We start from the raw sequence: 18,100 nt of genomic DNA, 5'->3' as shown, positions 1-18,100 counted from the left end.
AGTAACCCATGGTTCCATTAAAACATGATTTAATCCACGGAAATCGATATCAGATTCCTACAAGAAGGTGTTTACCGCTGGGTTTATACCAAAGCTATGTAGAGGCCGCACACCTAGACATCTTAGCTTCCAATACCCATATGATTCAAGGTTCCGGAATAGGATTCAGCCAAATAGAGGCCGATAATTCGGCCATAGGCGAATGGATAGAAAGATATGCGGCATCACATCAGAATCTCAAGGATTTCATTTTTGCAAGTGAAACCGACATGAGAAACCAAGGTAAAGTTTTCTTGCCAATTGAAACATGTATCCCATTTATTCAAGAGCAATATGACTCAAATTTTCCCTATCAAACATGGCAAAAAGAGGATGTAATAAGTTGGATAGAAAGTAAAAACATACTCAATCAAGAATCTGTTTGGGTACCTGCATTTACTGTTCATTTACCCCATAATACGGAATGGGATCAAAAAAAGAATTATGTTCTTCAAACCTCAACAGGCATTGCAGCTGGGAAAAACATTCACGATGCCTCGGTTGGAGGCTTTTTAGAATGTGCCGAAAGAAATGCTTTTGCGGAGTTCTGGTACCGCCAAGATCATTGGATAAAACGAATTCCCATGTTGAACCAAAAAGATGTACTTTCTTCCAACAATCATCCTAAAATCAAGCAATTATTTGAAAATAACCGAGTTCAAATAATGCTTTTTGATTTATCCGCTCTAAGCCCCATAGAAACACATGTGGTAATACTCTTTTTTCCATATAAAGGACAACTTTTCCAATCCATGGGTTGCGCTAGTCGATTCTCGAAAGAAGACTCCATCATTAAAGCTTGCTTGGAAGCTTATCAAGGAGTTGAATATGCCATTGGTCTTAGTCAAAAACCAGAAGACTGGATCCAAAATATGCCAAGGTTTGAAAATATCAATAGTTTTGACAAGCATTTTGCATTCTACAATCGATTTCCTCAATGGAGAAAAAAATCACCTATTCTCCAGGCAGCTTTAAGCCAAGAATCCTATTTTCCAAACCAAGAAATATGCCCCGATAAGATTCATTCTTGGGATGAAATAAATCAATTAAATATAGGCCAAATTTTAGTCGTGCCAATAAGTACGGAAGATGTACAATCACAAGGATTTGAAGTAGTCCGAGTGATTGTACCCTATTGGAATTTACTTACAGGAGTACATTCCCAGCCCTTCTTAAAATACCTAAAGGCTCAATCGAGTGAAAATTTATTTCTTTCATATCCACATCCTTTCCCATAAATCATGAAAAAAAATCTAATTCTTTTATTGGCTACCCTTCTTTTACCTACCCTCATTAGGGCACAAGGAAGTATGGAAAATATCCTACATGAAGCACAAAAAATCACTTGGAAAACACCCAAGGATAGTTTGCAAAAAATCATCAATTATATGAATAATCACCCCATTAACGATTATCACTATTTGTATTGGAATGCCTATGCCCATTATATGGAATACTTCAATTACAAATTATCTATCCCATCTGAAGAGAAAAAAGCGAAAAATTGTTTAGACCAAGCATCCAAAATCCTAAGCAAAATCACCAAGCCAAATTCGGAAACCTTAGCATTACAATCACTGATAGATGGACTCAAACTCAACTTTACGAATGTTTTCCTTTTGCCAATCAAAGCGGGGAAAGTAGGCAAACTAGCCGAAAGAGCGATTGATTTAAACCCTAAAAATCCCCGTGCCTATTATGCTTTAGCCATTTATGATTTTTATACCCCAAAAATGTATGGAGGTAGAAAAGTGGTTGAATCCAACTTGGTTAAAGCTATTTCTTTATCCACCATAATATCCGAAAATTCCAAAGAACCAAATTGGGGCATATCCGAATCCTACTTATTTCTAATTCGATTTTTTAAAGAAGAAAATCAAAGAAACAAAGCTCATCAGTATTTACAAGAGGCTAAAATAAAATTCCCTGAGAATCTCACTTTTATTCAATATAAACTCTAATTCCATGGCTAAGACGAGAAATCTATTATTTGAACCCTGCATCTCGGATATTTCCTTTGATTTTCTTGAACAGAGTAAATTATATAGCTACCAAGCTAAAGAATACAGTGAACGTCTCAATGCGGTCATGTCTAGCGACTATTTCATGAAAAACATAAGTCAGCACAGCATTGAATTAGGGTTTTGTGATGAATATGACTTATTAACTATTGACCAGTTACCTCCTTTGGCTGAAGCCTTAAATCAATTAAACCAAGAAAGAAATAGCCAAAGAAATTATGATTCAGATGAGGTTATTTCATTTCAAGATTTATCTCGCTTTCTCCAGTTAAGCTATTCCATCACCCAAAGGTTTGATCCCGCCTTATTCATTCCTCCTCGTAGAAATATTGCTTCGGGTGGTGGATTATACCCCATCGATGTTTATGTCATTAATCAACATATCCCTGAGCTCCCTTTAGGAGTCTTTATCTATGATCTCTTTACGAATAAACTCAAGTTAATTCATGCATTCAAAAATCGAGAGGAATTAAAAGTAGTTCTCAATAGAACATTATTTGCAGAGCAAAAAAATGATATCGAATATATAAATGCTAGTGTATTTATGGTATTGGGTGCCGAATTAGAACGATCCTGCTTTAAATATTTAGATAGAGGTATCCGGTGGGCGATGTTAGAAGCTGGGGAAATTGTCCATTCTATGTACTTAGCTAGTGCAGGATTAGAATTGAGCATTTGTGCCATTGGTGGATTCAATGATGAGGCGCTCGCGCGATTAATCAATTTCCAGAATCCAAGTCAGATTACCCTCTTAGCTCTAGCCTTAGGTAAATAAAATGAATTACATATTCAATCCAGATTATAAATTAATCTATGCGAAAGAGAGTACAGAAGAACTCTATTTCAAACACACTTGGAAAGATACGCTTATCCAAATCAGTCAATGCGAATGGAATATTCTAAGTCATTTGGTGAAGAATCAAGATGAAAACAAAACCCTTATTTACCTAATGCAAAGCTATGATGCAGACCGCAGTATCCTTAATCAATTAATTCAATATTCACTTGAAACCGAATTGATTTTATTTGAGGATGCATTAGAAGCGCACCAAAAACAGAAATCTTTATTTCAAAACCAAAGTCTATCGAATTGGAAATTAGTCATAAGTCAATTGCTTTCCTATGTATCCATACCTATTGAATTTATAGGTAGAGGAAATCTTCGTTTTTATAAAGTTGCCAAAATCCCCCTTGAAAAAACTTGGATGGAATCTTGGGCAAAAAAACAAATTGCACAAAAATTATTTCAAATTTTGGTCATTTTACTTATGATCATAGGAATAGGTCAAATTATATATAATCCACAATTCATAAAACAATGGCAAGATTTTGAATTTATAAATAGTCCCATTCTTCTCCCTTTCTTGATTAGTGGACTACTTGTTTCTACTTTTTTACATGAATTTGCTCATTACTTGATTTATTTGAAACATGGAGGTTTAGTGGCTGATTTGGGGTTTTCTTTCGTTTTAGGCTTCATTCCATTTGTCCATATCAATACCAATTCACTTCATTTTTGGGATAATCAAAGACATCGAGTTGAAGTCATATTTGCAGGGATTTTCTTAGACATGTCATTGGTCCTAGGTATTAATATCCTCATGGATTGGGAGATGGAGAAAATATGGCTATCACATTGGCAATTTTTGCAATGCTTTATTGCATTCCGAATCATCTTTAATGCAATTCCATTTATCCCAGGTACAGATGGCTATTTTCTCCTTTCAGAGTATTTACATGAACCAGCACTTTTTCATGAGGCAAGCCGATCTATAAAAAAATTCAAATCAGCCCTATTTCAATTGAATGTAAATACTCTTAAGCCCAAAGATTACCTGTTTGTTGGCTATATCTTGATGAGTTATTGCTTTATATCAGCTTATTACTGCTTGATGGCACTGTGGATTATTCTCCCATATTTCATTCGTTTCATACCATGATTAGAACTAGCCTCTTCCTATTTTTCTTATTCCTATCAACTAGATCGATGGCTCAATCTAGCCTAAAAGGACGTGTTATGGATGCTTATCATCAAATAAAATTAGAAAACGTTAGCCTCTATTTAGTTCAACATAAACTACTTGAACGAAGTGATTCTACAGGCTCATTTCATTTTCAAAAATTAACCAAAGGGCTTCCTGATACGTTAATCGTATCCATATTAGGTTACAAAAAACAATATATTCCAATAAGAGAATACCATACTCAGGATATCCAATTATCCTTAGATAAACCCAGTGCCTTGGCAGAAGTAAAAGTTAAAGCAAGTGTACCTATGTCGGAGGATTTTGTCAATCAAAAAATCAACTTCTTGGACATAGTTGTAAACGCTTCTTCCAAAGCTGACCCGCTTTTGGCCGTTCAATCCAGCTCTTCAGCTAGTCCGTTTGGAGAATCCGCCTCCATTAGTTTTAGAGGAAGCAATCCACAGTTGACTCAAATATACATCAACGATATACCCATTCCTGAACCCATTAAATTTACCCAAATGTCCAGTTTGGGAACCTTCAGTCTTATCCCCATCAACACCATCAAGGATTTACTTGTCTTCCCAAGTAACCCTCCAATAGAGCTATTGAATGCCAGTACTGGAGTAGTCCAAATTCAGAGCAATGAATCATTCCAAAAGCAAAATCTGGAAATTGATGCTAGCCTTGGACAAGCTGGTATACATTGGACACCTTGGGCTAAAGAAAAAAACGGAATCAGCATATTTGGACACCATCAATTCAGTCCAATACTTAAATTCTTTAACCCAAACTCATTAAGTGATTTACCTCATTTTAGCGAAAGCGACTGGGGTGTAAATGGCTATTTTCAAACAAAAAATTTATGGCGCTTGAAGTTATTTTGCCTGTTTATGAATGAAAAATATACTAGCCAATTTAGGCACCCTTCCTTTGAAGGCCCGTTTGATTATCAAAAATATAGACACATTCAAACCATCAATTTATCCAAACTAGTGGAACATGCTCAATGGACTATTAAGTTTGGATACCATGAATCCACCCAACACGATAGCACAGGAAATTATGCATATCACCCTAAATCATATCAACTATTTAGTGGGATTGACTTACAATTATTTCCAAAGGAAAACTGGACAATAAAAACGGGGTATCAATGGTTTCAAACTCAAACATCTTATCATATTCGTAAACCCTCGTATTACTATGACTACCGCCCAAAATCCCAATATATTCTGTTTTCAAACATGACGTCCATATCACAGCAGGAATTATTTTTTTCCAATAATTATACGCTTTTCAAGCCATTCAGAATTGGATTTGGCTTAAAATTGATACATTTTCCAGAGCTAAATGATTTTCATTTTACTCATCAAATTCATTCTCGATGGTATCTAAAAGATTCCGAAACATATGTTAATCTTGCTTGGAGTAAACAAATAGCTAGTCTATTTTCCCCAGAAAATGGTTACCTACAGGTCAATAATCAGCAAGTATCCTTTGATTTAGTTCAGGAACAAGAACTACAAAAATGGAGTTTTCAAGTATTCTATAAATTGGAAAATTCCATGGTGAATACAGGAGAAGCATATGGAGCAGAGTTTAATTTGAGTCTTATCAAATCTAAATCTAAACATGAATGGAGTATCGGAAGCCATTGGAGTCAATTGAAGAACGGACAATTCACCCAAAACTCTCCTTATCAAATTCCTTTTTTCTTACGATCAAACTCACAATGGAAATGGAAATATTTTGACCTAAGTTTGAGTAGTATATGGAGAACAGGGAATTATTACAGACCATTAAATTCATCTACCTATTCCTCCGAAATACAATTATATATTCCTCAGTTTGAACCAAATGCTAGTAAAACCTTGTCTCCATATATGAGAATAGATGCTATGCTTAGTAAAATGATCCATAAATCAAATAAAGTCTCTTGGATTACCTATATATCCATAAGCAATTTATTGAACCGAGATAATGTCAAATCCATCAATTACACTAGGGACTATCAACAATCCTTTCAAGAATATTTTCAAAAACGAGTGATTTACATAGGTTTACAACTGAGATGGTAATCCTATTTATTAGCGTTAGACTCCCTTAAAAACTGTTGTCGAGAAATGTTTTCTTTAGGCAAAAATTCATACGCTTTCTTCCATTCTTTCTTCTTTAATTCTCCATTTTTAATGGATTGAATGAAGTTGATCCAAGCAAAAGGATTCGTTAAAGATAAAATAGGACTCGCATAAAATGTTTTGTTTGCTTGAGCTGAAACCATTTGATCTGAAAAATTCCTAAAATTAGAAGACGCTCCCATACCTGCTTGTAATGCAAAAACATTGAGCTTGGACTGCTCCAAATTATTGGCCAATATCCCCCTTTGCTTTTCATCGCGTAGTCGCATATTTAAGAATGCCTGTTTAAACTCTTCCTCAGAACTGTGGGGAAAGACTTTTACCTCAGACAACATTTTCGATTCTTCTGATAAAGAAATAATAGCACGATGAACCTGATCTGTATTTTTAGGAATAATGTAATATTTTTTCTGATAGCCTACATAGGTAAACACCAAACTATCTCCTGGAAAGACATACATCTCTACCATTCCAAAATTATCACTCAATGCCCCTCTACCCGCCTTTGGATTATATACATATGCCAAAGGTAAATCTTCTGCTTTTGTCGCAGTAACGACCCTTCCAAGAAATAATACTGTTTTATCCTGCCCTTGAGCCAATAAATCTTGGCTCATACATGCAACTAAAAAGAAAAGTCCCAATATGACTCGTTTGCAAATTTTCATTGAGCTGCAAATAATGTTTTTTTTAAATAAATTGATTCTGCTTTTCGTTAAACGAATGAAAATTAAAATAATTTCAAAAATGTAATAATAAAAGGAATGGACAAAAGTAAGCCATCAAAACGATCTAAAAATCCTCCATGGCCAGGAATGGTATTTGCCGAATCCTTAATATTTATACTCCTTTTAAACAACGATTCTACCAAATCTCCGTAGGTACCTGCTACCACGATAATCACTCCAATGGCAAACCATTCCCATACTTCATAATTAGTAAAATACCTCGAAATAATATAGGCCGCAATCATAGCACTAAATAAGCCCCCCATCAATCCTTCCCATGATTTTTTGGGCGATACTCTCTCAAATAATTTTGTTTTTCCAAAATAGGTTCCAGCAAAATAAGCTCCAGAATCACTAGCCCACAATAAAAACAAACAACCCATGATAATGTTCGCATCATAAGAGCCTGACCTCATGAAAGCTAATACGGTCAACAAGGCAAATGGGAGTGCCACATAGATAATACCTAAAAATGTAAAGGCGATATTTTGAAATGGTTTACCATCTTTTGATTTATACAACTTAATAAAAAAGATGATGGTTAATAATGGCGACAAAATATAATAATTATGGTATCCTATCATTCCCTTTTCAATAAAAAAAGTGAGCAAATGAAGTATCACACCACAAAAAGTCCCATAAAAAGTTAAAGGTAAATTACCTTCTAAACTCCCCACTAACTTATAAAATTCCAATTGGGCTAAAACGCCAATCAACAGAAATAAGCCCAAAAAAGTATAGTCATTAAAATTGATACAGAATAACAAAAATGGAATAGCAATCAATGCTGCAATGACCCTTTGCCATAAATTACTCAAATTGGATAATCCCATAGTTTGATTTTAATTCTTGAATTCGATGATAGCTAACTTCGCTTTCTCAAAATTATCTTGATGCACATACAATTCAAATACACCTAAGTCATAAGGACTTATTTTCTTATTAATCACAACTGCAGGTATTTCATACCTTTCAATAAGCATCGATTTTTGAATTTCCAAATCAATACCTTGCTGAGAACTACCTAATAAAGTCCAATCCTGAATCATATTTCCTCTTTTTGTTGATACATTAAACGAATATAATATATAAGGAACAGCAATGAAATAGCTGCAGACCACCATGGAATCATCTCACCAACTTGCTCTGGATCTATATCAATTACCTTTTCTTGATGCAAATAGCTCAATGTTAATGTCCATGCATTATTAAAAAAATGAGCTAAAATGGGTACCCAAATATTCCTAAACCAAATATATAAATACCCAAAAAAGGCTCCCAATAACATCCTAGGAAGAAATCCATAAAATTGAAAATGGATAAAACTAAATATAGCCGCAGATAACCAAACAGCCACATGAACATTGACTAAATACCTTTCAAACAAATTTTGCAATACCCCACGGAAAAACAATTCTTCTCCTATGGCTGCCATGCCTGCTATCACAGCCAATGCCGTCAAAAAATCCAAGGGTGTTTCGAAATGCAATAAAAACTTGGTTAATCGAGCCATACTATCTTCCGAAGTTCTCATCCAAGCCTCCACTTCTTCATATCCTGCTGGCAGTACAATGGATTGATTCCACTGAATGATGTATTCCATCAAGGGAATGGAAACCAATAATGCGATGATAGCCCAAGAAAAAATCCGCCAAGAGGGAGCTTCTAGAGGACTTAACTCGTATAAAGTACGTTTCTCCATAAATTTTAAATAAGCCCATGAGCCTCCTAAAAACGTAAACAAAGAAACAAACCACTGCAAAGCCATCATTCCCTTAAATGCTCCATGGTATTTTTCGGGATTAGCCATAAAATCCAAAAGTAATTTTTGAAATTCCGCCACATTTGTCGAAGGAAATTCCATGATTAAAACGACCGCTATTAGACCCAAAAACTGCCCTAAAAAGCTTCCAAGCAGAAAAAATCCAAATAAACTAAGCAACTTCGAAAAAAGACCAAACCAACGCGCGGGTTCAGAAATGTAGTTTTCTTCCATAATGGTCGTAAATTTACTGAATTTTTAATGAGAATGGTAAAAATAGGCAACATCGAATTAGGCTCTTTCCCTCTGCTTTTAGCTCCCATGGAAGATGTATCCGACCCTCCTTTTCGTGCAGTATGCAAAGAAAATGGAGCAGACTTGATGTATACTGAATTTATCTCATCCGAAGGTCTAATTAGAGATGCTGCTAAAAGTGTCCAGAAATTAGACATTTTTGAATATGAGCGCCCCATTGGAATTCAACTTTTTGGATCATCCATAGAAACCATGGCTTCTTGTACTGAAATTGCCACACAAGCTGGCCCCGATTTAATTGATATCAATTATGGCTGCCCCGTAAAACAAGTCGCCTGCAAAGGTGCTGGAGCGGCTCTTTTACAAGATATTCCCAAAATGGTTGCTATGACCAAAGCCGTAGTCAATGCCACTCATTTACCCGTGACTGTCAAAACGAGATTAGGATGGGATGAGTCTACCAAAAACATTGAAGATGTAGCTGAGAGACTGCAAGATATTGGAATTCAGGCATTAAGCATACATGGGCGAACTCGAGTACAGATGTACAAAGGAGAAGCCAACTGGGAATTAATTGCCAAAGTCAAAAATAACCCCCGCATCAAAATACCTATTTTTGGAAATGGCGATATTGATACACCCGAAAAAGCCTTGGAATATAGAAACAGATACGGGGTTGATGGTGTAATGATTGGTAGAGCCACCATCGGCTATCCATGGATTTTCAATGAAATCAAACATTTTATTCAAACTGGAAAACATTTAACTCCTCCTACTTTAGAAGAACGTATCCGTGTTTGTCAAAGTCACTTGGACTTTTCCATCAAATGGAAAGGAAATCACGGGGGAATCGTTGAAATGCGCCGTCATTATGCCAATTATTTCCGTGGCATGGATCATTTCAAACCATTTAGAAGCCGATTAGTTACATCACTATCTTACGAGGAAATCAATCAAATTTTACAGGAAATTGCCGAGCATTATCAAGGAATTTTACAGGCATAACTCATGACATCAACACAGAAAACACCTGCACTTTGGATTATTCTGGCCATAGCGGCCATTTCATTAATCTGGGGTAGCTCTTTTATTTTGGTAAAAAAAAGCCTGAGCACTTATTCTGCTATGGAAGTAGGTGCCTTGCGTATCGCTTCAGCTGCACTTTTCTTTTGTCCATTCTTTTTTAAAAGGAGAAAATACATCCAAAAACAACACTGGCCATCATTCCTACTGGCAGGTTTAACAGGAAATTTGTTTCCAGCCATTCTATTTTCCATCGCTGGAGAACATCTCCCAAGTGCCCTTTCTGGGATGTTAAATGCTTTTACACCTCTTTTTACATTGATTATCGGAGTCGCATTATTTCATCAAAAGTTTGTTCTAAAGCAAACAGGTGGTATTATTTTAGGATTAATTGGCTGTATAGGCTTATTGGTTGCTGGTAAAAGCTTTTCTTTTCAATTCAACTACCATGCACTTTGGGTGATTTTAGCAACCTTTTTGTACGGCATAAATTTACATACAGTCAAATCAAAATTTGCTGACCTACACCCTCTTACGTCCACCGCTGGGGTATTTATGATGATTGGACCACTGGCGCTAGGGCTTTTAGCCTATTCAGGTTTCTTCAATCGCCCTTGGTCTGATCACGCTCAAATGTGGCCATTAGTAGCTGCCATTGCCTTGGGTCTATTTGGTTCTGCCTTGGCGATGGTCCTATTTAATCAATTAATCAAATGGACAAGTGCCATTGTGGCTAGTTCAGTTACCTACTTAATCCCAATTGTGGCTGTCGCATGGGGGCTTTTTGATGGAGAAACCATTTATTGGTCGCAAATCGTATTTATGTTCATCTTACTTTGGGGAGTATACCAAGTTAACAATTCAAAATCTTGATAAAATTTGAATCTCCAAAGTCCTATTAGAGATTATCAAATAACTTTTAAGAATGGATGGTAGATTGCTTAGAACTTTAAATAGGTCTAAATCTCCTACCTATGAACGAACAAATCCTAAGTCGAATTTGGAGTAAACAGCTTTTTGATCATAAAAGCTTACGTAGCCAACAAGGTGAATATCTTCAAATCATTCATCCTGGTTTCTTAAATAAACATGCCGGGGCAGATTTTCAAGAAGCTCACATCCTGATTAGTGATTTTGCTTGGATTGGATCCGTAGAACTACACGTATTGGCCTCTGACTGGCTGCGACACGCTCACCATGAAGATACCTCCTTTGAAAATGTGATTTTACATGTAGTTTGGAAAGCTGATCTACCCATATATTACCAAGATGGGCGAGAAATTCCCACACTCGAACTTTGCCATCGCGTTCAAGAAATTAATTTCCTAGATTCGAATTCTCCATCCAGTAACTCACTAGCTTGTCAATCCTTTTTTCAGGAAATACCCCATGAGATCAAAACACAAATGTTGACCTTATGTGCTGAACAAAGAATGCAAATCAAATATGAATCCATCATCAACTTATGGAATAAAAATAAGCAGGACTGGGATGAAACATTTTACCAATCCTTGGGTAAAAGTTTTGGATTTGGACTCAATGCCGAACCCATGCTCCGACTGACCCAAGCGATCCCACTTAAACTCATTTTAAGAAATAGAGATCGCCCCTTAGGCATTGAAGCTGCCATGATGGGGCTAGCTGGCATGTTAGAAGAGCCTATCAAAGATGAATACCAATGGGAATTAAGAAGAGAATTTATCCACCTAAGAAAAAAACATCAATGGGAAAATGCCTATTTACAGATGTCCGACTGGAAATTTCTCCGTTTAAGACCGGCCAACTTCCCTACCATTCGCATGGCACAATTTGCCGAAGTCATTCGAAATAATTGCTCTTTGCTCTCCATTTTATTAGAAATCCAAGAACTCAAAGTCATACAAACGCTCTTTGAAATTAATCCTTCCAACTATTGGCAAAAGCATTACCACTTTGGTAAAATTAGCCATAAACCTCTGGGGCAATTAGGTAAATCCACCTTTTATTCATTGTGCATCAACACCTTAATTCCTGTATTGTTGGCCTATGCGCACTGTAAAGGAGAAACAAAATATGCAGACAAAGCCTATCGATGGCTTTTTGAAATGGATGCAGAAAACAATGTAATTTCTCGAGTTTATACCCAAATAGGTTTAGAAATCAAAAATGCTCATGATTCCCAAGCTTGTTTACACTGGTACAAAAATTACTGTCAAACAAAAAAATGCCTCAATTGTCAAGTTGGCAAGCACATCTTACTCTGATTTTAAGACTGGCCCTCGCTTACTTATACCATTTTCATTGAATGCCTCAATTTGAAAATAATACGTCTTATCCTTGTCCATGGATTTAAAATAATACTCATTGGCACCAAAAACTTGAATAGATGTGTACAATTTATCTGGGGCAATGCCAGCGTAAATCACATAACCTGTAGCCAATGGCTCATGTCGCCATTTCAACCAAGCTGATCGTTTATCATGTTCACCACGAAGCACCAAAAAATTCTTAACCTCATTTGCCAATGGACCATGTCCTTTGCCAAATACCCGTAATCCACTGATGGCAAATTTTCCTGCGGCCATATGTTCATTGACCAATTTAATATACCTTGCCTCCACTGGCTTAACCAATTCTACATAGTCATGAGGAACATCCTTTTTATTCTTTGATTTATCGATGATTAACTGCCAATTTTTCCCATCCTTACTACCAAATACTTGATACTGATGATATATCCCAGGTATTTTTCCTAAAAAACTAGAGTCTACATCCTGATCAGCATAATTAATTTGAACAGCATTTATGGTCGATAATTCCCCTAAATCCGATTGAATAAATTCGCCTTTATTTGATGTTTTAGCTGACCAATAAGTTTTCATTTGCTCATCAACTACATAATTAGCACCATATCCGGCCAAACTCGAGGAAACTTTCACGGGTTTATTATAATTAAGCAGCATCCAACCCGTAAATAATTCAGCTGGCTTGTCAAATTTAGATGTCGGCATACGATATGGATAATCACCATAAGCCGTCTCCGTATACAAAATCCCATCCTGATCAAATGTACTGGGCCATAATCCCAATCGACGCTCAAAACTGTTTTTAACCGCTATCGTAATGGTTGAAACATGCCACCAATTCCCATATTGACCTTCAAAAGTGGCACCATGTCCAGCTCCACGTGTAAATCCACCTGGTTTAAATGAAAATGGATTGTGGGCTTGATAAGTAAATGGGCCCATAGGTTTATCCGCGGTATAAACCCCATCTCCATAAGCCGAAAACTCCGTTCCAGGAGCACCATATTGGAGATAATACTTGCCCTTATATTTGTTCATCCAAGCACCTTCCATAAAGGGTTTTAGAAAGGTATTGTCCTGATATTCCCCAAAACGCTCCCAACCATGCAAGTCATCATTCAGTCGAATTAAATCCTTTCTTTCACCTATGGGTTGCAAGGTCTTGCGATCAATTTCCTGACCATACATCGGATAAAAATTACTGGATCCATGATACAAATACAGTCGACCGTCATCATCTAAAAAAAAGGCTGGATCCCAAGCCCCAGCAGTAAAAGCATGTACCGACTCTCTCCAAGTATCTGTTTCTGGCGAATGACTAGACCAGAGTGTGAAATCCTTAGCATAGGTTGAGCCAATAACATACAAGCTATCACCCATCACAAAGGTCGCAGGAGCACATAGTTCATCATATACTTTATGGTAAGGTTGTAGAAAGCGTCGAGAAACAAAATTCCAGTTTAACATATCCTGACTCCACCAATAACCCCACTGATTGGTCGAAAATAAGTAATACTTATTCTTAAAATAGCTGATGACGGGATCAGCTGTAGCCCTATGTCGACCTGCTTCTGAAAAATTGGGTATAGGTGTAAATCCATAATCCAGGTTCATGGGATTACAATAGGTATTTTGAGCCGAAATATCTCCAGAGCTCATAGCCAAACAAATGGCAAAAATCCAAGTTAGGTAAGTAGTTTTCATTCTTTCAAAGTGAAATTATTGTCCAAAATACACATTGATCCCGATAAAAATACCAATTTTACAAAGACAATAACACGTTAATCCCCTATGAAAAAATATACCGGTATATTCAGTGCAGGGATAATCATATTACTCTGGATGCTTCATCTAGCCTTTTGGATTCAAATGCCTCTGGATTGGAAAAATCCATTTTTGTATTTGGCCATTCTAATCCAAACTCATTTATATACAGGTTTATTCATTAGTTCGCATGACGCTATTCATGGTGTTGTATCGAAAGAATATCCTCACCTAAACCATGCGATAGGGCGATTCTGTGCTACCCTTTTTGCCTTCAATAATTATACGATATTACGAAAAAAGCATCACCATCATCACGCCTATGTCAACACATCAGAAGACCCTGATGTACACCAAGGCAACTTCTTTATCTGGTGGTTTAAGTTCATGTTTCAATATGTGCACTGGACCCAAATTTTGGCCATGGCCATCACGTACAACCTATTAAAAATTTGGTTTCCCATGGAGAATATCATACTTCTTTGGGAACTGCCCGCTATACTAGCCACACTTCAATTATTTTATTTTGGCACTTACTTACCTCACCGAGGGGAGCATGAGCCAGGCAACAAGCACCAATCTAGAAGCCAACAAAAAAATCATCTTTGGGCATTTCTTTCCTGCTATAATTTTGGCTATCATTTTGAACATCACGATAAACCCTATTTACCTTGGTGGAAATTAGCCGAGGCAAAGGAGCAAAACAGCCAAATTTCTAGCAGATAGATGAATATTTTTTCTAAATTTGCAACGCACATAATCGTCCCATCACATTCCAATGTCAGAACCCAAATACAAGCGAATTTTATTAAAACTTTCTGGAGAAGCCCTTTCCACGCCTACGGAAATTATTGATCCCAGTATTTTAGATCAATACGCAACAGAAATTAAAAAAGTCCATGATTTGGGAGTTGAGGTAGCCATCGTAATTGGAGGAGGAAATATTTTCCGCGGTGCCAGCGCGGCAAAAGCAGGCATTGATCGTGTACAAGGTGATTATATGGGCATGTTAGCCACAGTCATTAATGGTATGGCAGTACAAGCCTCTTTAGAAAAACATGGATTGTATACCCGCATGATGACAGCGATTAAAGTAGAAGCCGTCTGCGAGCCATTCATCAGAAGAAGAGCCATGCGTCACTTAGAAAAAGGTAGAATCGTTATTTTTGGTGCAGGTACAGGTAACCCTTATTTCACAACAGATTCTACCGCCTCACTTCGTGCCATTGAAATTGAAGCAGATGTAGTATTGAAAGGCACACGTGTTGATGGCGTCTATACAGCAGATCCGGAAAAAGACCCAAGTGCTACTCGTTATACCCATCTGAGTTTTTCAGAAGCAATTGGTAAAGGATTGAAAATCATGGATACCACAGCATTTACCTTATGCCAAGAGAATAAATTACCGATCATTGTATTTAACATGAACAAAAACGGAAACTTATGTGATTTAGTTTCTGGGAAAGATGTAGGAACATTAATTAGTTAATCAGCAATTATATTAAATGGAGGAGTTAGAATTTTATATTGAAGCCGGACAGGAAACGATGGAAGGCGCTATCAAGCACTTGAACATTGAACTTTCAAAAATTAGAGCAGGAAAAGCCAGCACTAGTATGTTGGATGGATTAATGATTGAGTACTATGGTGTGCCTACACCTATAACTGGAGCAGCATCGATTACAACACCAGACGCCAGAACTATTGCCATCAAACCTTTTGAAAAAGGTATTTTTGGAGAAATTGAAAAATCAATTCGTAATTCAAACCTAGGCTTAAATCCAATGAATGACGGTGAATTAATCCGTTTATCCATTCCTCCTTTGACAGAAGAGCGTAGAAGAGATTTAGTGAAACGCGTAAAACAAGAAATAGAAACAGCAAAAATTAACATTCGTAATGCTCGCCAAGATGCAAACAATAGTATCAAAAAACTAAAAGGTGAAGGTGTTGCAGAGGATGATATTAAAGCTTCAGAAGATAGAATTCAAAAATTAACGGATGCTTTTGTGTCTAAAATTGATCAAATCTTTTTAGACAAAGAAAAAGATATCATGTCGGTTTAATTCTATGCCCAATAAGATAAAAAAGCTGATCTGCACGATCGGCTTTTTTTATACCCTTTGATCCATCAAATTACCTCGATTTAAAAATACTCCTCAGCTTTACCCATAGCATAGCCAATTTCCAACATTCTACGAATATCCAATTTATTAAAATGTTGGATATCAATCGATAAAGGCTGAATAGGTCGAATGGAATAAATTGCCAAATCACTCCGTTGGTTTTGAATCAACAAGGCCTCCTTCAAATCTGCATTTAATATCTCATTAACTGCAATGTCCATGACACGGTCTACTAAGGCCAACAAATCCCCAGGTTCGAAAATCCCACCTTCTATGGTTTGGGTATGGCAACTAATACAAACGATGTGTTTTCCTCCATCTTTAATCGCTTTCTGTAAAGGTGCAACATCCCTTAAGCCTCCATCCAAAAAACTACGCCGCTTTTCCTGATTAATTCGAACCACAGGCATCAAAATGGGAATAGCCGAGGATGCTAATAAATAGTCGTAAAAATGGTCATAACTGGGATCCACATAATGGATACCTCCTTCCATGATGTTGACTGCCCCTATACGCATCTCAACAGGACTGGCTTGTAAATTCCGAATGTCTAAGACACCTTCCACCAAATCCCTCAAAGGCTTGGTGCTAACTAAACCTCTAAAATTCTTTGTCAATGCTGTCCAGCCTAATTCCCATAAACTCAACGGCTTTGACAAACATTCGGGATGCGTGATTCTCGTTTCCCAAAAATCCCATAAATCCTGTCCAGCCTGTGGAAAATTCAAGAGCTCCCCATTCAATTTTTGTCGGCCCAATTGATTCACTAAATAGGCTGCATTTAAACTACCCGCAGAAATCCCATAAATCAAATCGGGTTCATAGCCCCTTTCAAATAATGCTCGAATGACTCCCGCTTGAAAAGCTCCTTTAACCGAGCCTCCAGATAATGCCAATATCTTACTCATAAATTTGAATATTGAAAGGACTATTTGTCCCAAATTGTCTTAAATTTACAAAATTAATAAGCCTAAAGCTTCTACTATCAATATTATGTCCTATTCGCTTTCATCCATTCAATTGCCCATTGCGGAACCGATGAAAGCATTTGAAGGGAAGTTTCGCCAATTCATGCGCTCCAAAGTAATGCTGTTGGATACCATCATGAATTATATCATTCAACGCAAAGGAAAACAAATGCGACCGATGTTCGTATTCCTTTCTGCTGGGGTAATGGGTGAAATTAACGAAAAAACTCACCGTGGCGCTGCACTGATAGAATTATTACATACAGCAACCCTCGTTCACGATGATGTGGTCGATGACTCCAATTACCGCCGAGGTTTCTTCTCCATTAATGCCATTTGGAAAAACAAAATTGCTGTTTTAGTCGGCGATTATTTATTATCAAAAGGACTTTTACTTTCCATTGAAAACGACGACTTTGATTTGCTAAAATCAGTTTCTACAGCAGTTAGAGAAATGTCGGAAGGCGAATTACTCCAAATAGAAAAAGCGCGTAAGCTCGACATCACCGAAGACATCTATTTTGATATCATCCGCAAAAAAACGGCTACACTGATTTCAGCATGCTGTGCCGTTGGTGTTCAATCTGTGGGCGCTAGTGAAGAATATGTACAAATTGCAAGAGAATTTGGCGATCGAGTTGGGGTAGCCTTCCAAATCAAAGATGACCTTTTTGATTATGGTGATGCCGAAATTGGTAAGCCATTGGGCATAGATATCAAAGAGAAAAAAATGACTTTGCCTTTGATTTACTCCTTACAACATACTAGCTCTAGCACGAAAAAGAGAATCATTCATTTGATTAAAAATGATTCTGATAATCCCCAAAGTGTACGTGAAGTTATCGAATTTGTCAAAAATACAGGTGGACTAGAATATGCCACTCAACGGATGCATGAGTATGCTCAGGAGGCCCGAGAAATCCTAAATAAATTTCCCGAATCTACCTACCGTAACTCGCTTCACGATTTACTAGGATATACCATCGAAAGAAATAAATAGCCTCTTTCGATAAATTATCTT

18 protein-coding genes are annotated in these 18,100 nt (G+C 36.9%); 12 read left to right on the top strand and 6 right to left on the bottom strand.

The genetic code is table 11. The features are described from left to right. Nucleotides 1-8: 8 nt before the first annotated feature. The 5 genes from U0R11_RS03790 to U0R11_RS03770 are packed head-to-tail and all read left to right on the top strand — an operon-like array spanning nt 9 to nt 6,108. A complete protein-coding gene (locus tag U0R11_RS03790) occupies nt 9-1,277 on the top strand; it encodes a YcaO-like family protein (RefSeq protein ID WP_406749876.1) in 1,269 nt (422 codons plus the stop codon). Between the two features lie 3 nt (nt 1,278-1,280). Beyond that, the gene (locus U0R11_RS03785) at nt 1,281-2,000 is read left to right on the top strand and encodes a hypothetical protein (protein ID WP_406749875.1); all 720 of its coding nucleotides are present in this window, start codon (nt 1,281-1,283) and stop codon (nt 1,998-2,000) included. A gap of 4 nt (nt 2,001-2,004) precedes the next feature. Beyond that, nucleotides 2,005-2,835 (top strand): SagB family peptide dehydrogenase, encoded by an 831-nt coding sequence (locus U0R11_RS03780; RefSeq protein WP_406749874.1) that lies wholly within the window; start codon nt 2,005-2,007, stop codon nt 2,833-2,835. A 1-nt stretch (nt 2,836) separates the two neighbouring features. Continuing rightward, nucleotides 2,837-4,000, top strand: a complete 1,164-nt coding sequence (locus U0R11_RS03775; RefSeq protein ID WP_406749873.1) for a hypothetical protein — start codon at nt 2,837-2,839, stop codon at nt 3,998-4,000. A 47-nt stretch (nt 4,001-4,047) separates the two neighbouring features. Continuing rightward, nucleotides 4,048-6,108 carry a carboxypeptidase-like regulatory domain-containing protein gene (locus U0R11_RS03770; protein WP_406749872.1) on the top strand — a complete coding sequence of 687 codons (2,061 nt, stop codon included), beginning with the start codon at nt 4,048-4,050 and terminating at the stop codon, nt 6,106-6,108. A 2-nt stretch (nt 6,109-6,110) separates the two neighbouring features. Here U0R11_RS03770 and U0R11_RS03765 read toward each other — a convergent pair whose 3' ends face one another. From U0R11_RS03765 to U0R11_RS03750, 4 genes are all read right to left on the bottom strand, one after another. Further along, nucleotides 6,111-6,836: a peptidase associated/transthyretin-like domain-containing protein gene (locus tag U0R11_RS03765; RefSeq protein WP_406749871.1), complete on the bottom strand. Its 726-nt coding sequence runs from the start codon at nt 6,834-6,836 to the stop codon at nt 6,111-6,113. Between the two features lie 62 nt (nt 6,837-6,898). Continuing rightward, nucleotides 6,899-7,729, bottom strand: a complete 831-nt coding sequence (locus U0R11_RS03760) for a phosphatidate cytidylyltransferase (RefSeq protein WP_406749870.1) — start codon at nt 7,727-7,729, stop codon at nt 6,899-6,901. Between the two features lie 9 nt (nt 7,730-7,738). Beyond that, nucleotides 7,739-7,945: a hypothetical protein gene (locus U0R11_RS03755; protein WP_406749869.1), complete on the bottom strand. Its 207-nt coding sequence runs from the start codon at nt 7,943-7,945 to the stop codon at nt 7,739-7,741. Next, nucleotides 7,942-8,892: a CPBP family intramembrane glutamic endopeptidase gene (locus U0R11_RS03750; RefSeq protein WP_406749868.1), complete on the bottom strand. Its 951-nt coding sequence runs from the start codon at nt 8,890-8,892 to the stop codon at nt 7,942-7,944. The genes U0R11_RS03755 and U0R11_RS03750 overlap by 4 nt, the downstream gene beginning before the upstream one ends. Before the next feature lie 33 nt (nt 8,893-8,925). Between U0R11_RS03750 and dusB the strand changes: the two genes are divergently transcribed. The 3 genes from dusB (at nt 8,926) to U0R11_RS03735 (ending at nt 12,179) form a co-directional block, all read left to right on the top strand. Beyond that, the gene (gene dusB / locus U0R11_RS03745; RefSeq protein ID WP_406749867.1) at nt 8,926-9,918 is read left to right on the top strand and encodes a tRNA dihydrouridine synthase DusB; all 993 of its coding nucleotides are present in this window, start codon (nt 8,926-8,928) and stop codon (nt 9,916-9,918) included. Nucleotides 9,919-9,921: 3 nt separating this feature from the next. Continuing rightward, nucleotides 9,922-10,809, top strand: coding sequence for a DMT family transporter (locus tag U0R11_RS03740; protein ID WP_406749866.1), 888 nt, complete (start codon nt 9,922-9,924; stop codon nt 10,807-10,809). A 101-nt stretch (nt 10,810-10,910) separates the two neighbouring features. Then, nucleotides 10,911-12,179, top strand: a complete 1,269-nt coding sequence (locus U0R11_RS03735; RefSeq protein ID WP_406749865.1) for a DUF2851 family protein — start codon at nt 10,911-10,913, stop codon at nt 12,177-12,179. On the opposite strand, the gene U0R11_RS03730 is transcribed toward U0R11_RS03735, so the two are convergent. Then, the gene (locus U0R11_RS03730; protein ID WP_406749864.1) at nt 12,171-13,925 is read right to left on the bottom strand and encodes a family 43 glycosylhydrolase; all 1,755 of its coding nucleotides are present in this window, start codon (nt 13,923-13,925) and stop codon (nt 12,171-12,173) included. The two genes, U0R11_RS03735 and U0R11_RS03730, sit on opposite strands and share 9 nt — an antisense overlap. Nucleotides 13,926-14,012: 87 nt before the next feature. Here U0R11_RS03730 and U0R11_RS03725 point away from each other — a divergent pair, with 87 nt between their 5' ends. Genes U0R11_RS03725 through frr form a run of 3 tightly spaced genes read left to right on the top strand, consistent with a single transcriptional unit; the run spans nt 14,013 to nt 16,051 of the window. Next, entirely contained in the window at nt 14,013-14,711 is a 699-nt protein-coding gene (locus tag U0R11_RS03725) for a fatty acid desaturase (RefSeq protein WP_406749863.1), read from the top strand. Between the two features lie 52 nt (nt 14,712-14,763). Continuing rightward, complete coding sequence (gene pyrH / locus U0R11_RS03720) at nt 14,764-15,474, top strand: UMP kinase (protein WP_406749862.1); 711 nt, start codon at nt 14,764-14,766, stop codon at nt 15,472-15,474. A gap of 16 nt (nt 15,475-15,490) precedes the next feature. Beyond that, entirely contained in the window at nt 15,491-16,051 is a 561-nt protein-coding gene (gene frr, locus U0R11_RS03715; RefSeq protein WP_406749861.1) for a ribosome recycling factor, read from the top strand. A gap of 80 nt (nt 16,052-16,131) precedes the next feature. Here frr and U0R11_RS03710 read toward each other — a convergent pair whose 3' ends face one another. After that, complete coding sequence (locus U0R11_RS03710; RefSeq protein ID WP_406749860.1) at nt 16,132-17,019, bottom strand: patatin-like phospholipase family protein; 888 nt, start codon at nt 17,017-17,019, stop codon at nt 16,132-16,134. Nucleotides 17,020-17,104: 85 nt separating this feature from the next. On the opposite strand from U0R11_RS03710, the gene U0R11_RS03705 reads away from it, so the two are divergent. Beyond that, entirely contained in the window at nt 17,105-18,079 is a 975-nt protein-coding gene (locus U0R11_RS03705) for a polyprenyl synthetase family protein (RefSeq protein ID WP_406749859.1), read from the top strand. The last annotated feature ends 21 nt before the right edge of the window (nt 18,080-18,100 follow it).

This window comes from Aquirufa salirivi (assembly GCF_045310485.1).
In the GTDB taxonomy this organism is placed as follows: domain Bacteria; phylum Bacteroidota; class Bacteroidia; order Cytophagales; family Spirosomataceae; genus Aquirufa; species Aquirufa salirivi.
This window is presented reverse-complemented; position numbering and strand designations above follow the sequence as displayed.

Bases quoted from the DNA above. Each gene is read 5' to 3' on its own strand.
- U0R11_RS03790 (WP_406749876.1), top strand. From the start codon at position 9: ATGGTTCCATTAAAACATGATTTAATCCACGGAAATCGATATCAGATT.
- U0R11_RS03785 (WP_406749875.1), top strand. From the start codon at position 1,281: ATGAAAAAAAATCTAATTCTTTTATTGGCTACCCTTCTTTTACCTACC.
- U0R11_RS03780 (WP_406749874.1), top strand. From the start codon at position 2,005: ATGGCTAAGACGAGAAATCTATTATTTGAACCCTGCATCTCGGATATT.
- U0R11_RS03775 (WP_406749873.1), top strand. From the start codon at position 2,837: ATGAATTACATATTCAATCCAGATTATAAATTAATCTATGCGAAAGAG.
- U0R11_RS03770 (WP_406749872.1), top strand. From the start codon at position 4,048: ATGGCTCAATCTAGCCTAAAAGGACGTGTTATGGATGCTTATCATCAA.
- U0R11_RS03765 (WP_406749871.1), bottom strand. From the start codon at position 6,836: ATGAAAATTTGCAAACGAGTCATATTGGGACTTTTCTTTTTAGTTGCA.
- U0R11_RS03760 (WP_406749870.1), bottom strand. From the start codon at position 7,729: ATGGGATTATCCAATTTGAGTAATTTATGGCAAAGGGTCATTGCAGCA.
- U0R11_RS03755 (WP_406749869.1), bottom strand. From the start codon at position 7,945: ATGATTCAGGATTGGACTTTATTAGGTAGTTCTCAGCAAGGTATTGAT.
- U0R11_RS03750 (WP_406749868.1), bottom strand. From the start codon at position 8,892: ATGGAAGAAAACTACATTTCTGAACCCGCGCGTTGGTTTGGTCTTTTT.
- dusB (WP_406749867.1), top strand. From the start codon at position 8,926: ATGGTAAAAATAGGCAACATCGAATTAGGCTCTTTCCCTCTGCTTTTA.
- U0R11_RS03740 (WP_406749866.1), top strand. From the start codon at position 9,922: ATGACATCAACACAGAAAACACCTGCACTTTGGATTATTCTGGCCATA.
- U0R11_RS03735 (WP_406749865.1), top strand. From the start codon at position 10,911: ATGAACGAACAAATCCTAAGTCGAATTTGGAGTAAACAGCTTTTTGAT.
- U0R11_RS03730 (WP_406749864.1), bottom strand. From the start codon at position 13,925: ATGAAAACTACTTACCTAACTTGGATTTTTGCCATTTGTTTGGCTATG.
- U0R11_RS03725 (WP_406749863.1), top strand. From the start codon at position 14,013: ATGAAAAAATATACCGGTATATTCAGTGCAGGGATAATCATATTACTC.
- pyrH (WP_406749862.1), top strand. From the start codon at position 14,764: ATGTCAGAACCCAAATACAAGCGAATTTTATTAAAACTTTCTGGAGAA.
- frr (WP_406749861.1), top strand. From the start codon at position 15,491: ATGGAGGAGTTAGAATTTTATATTGAAGCCGGACAGGAAACGATGGAA.
- U0R11_RS03710 (WP_406749860.1), bottom strand. From the start codon at position 17,019: ATGAGTAAGATATTGGCATTATCTGGAGGCTCGGTTAAAGGAGCTTTT.
- U0R11_RS03705 (WP_406749859.1), top strand. From the start codon at position 17,105: ATGTCCTATTCGCTTTCATCCATTCAATTGCCCATTGCGGAACCGATG.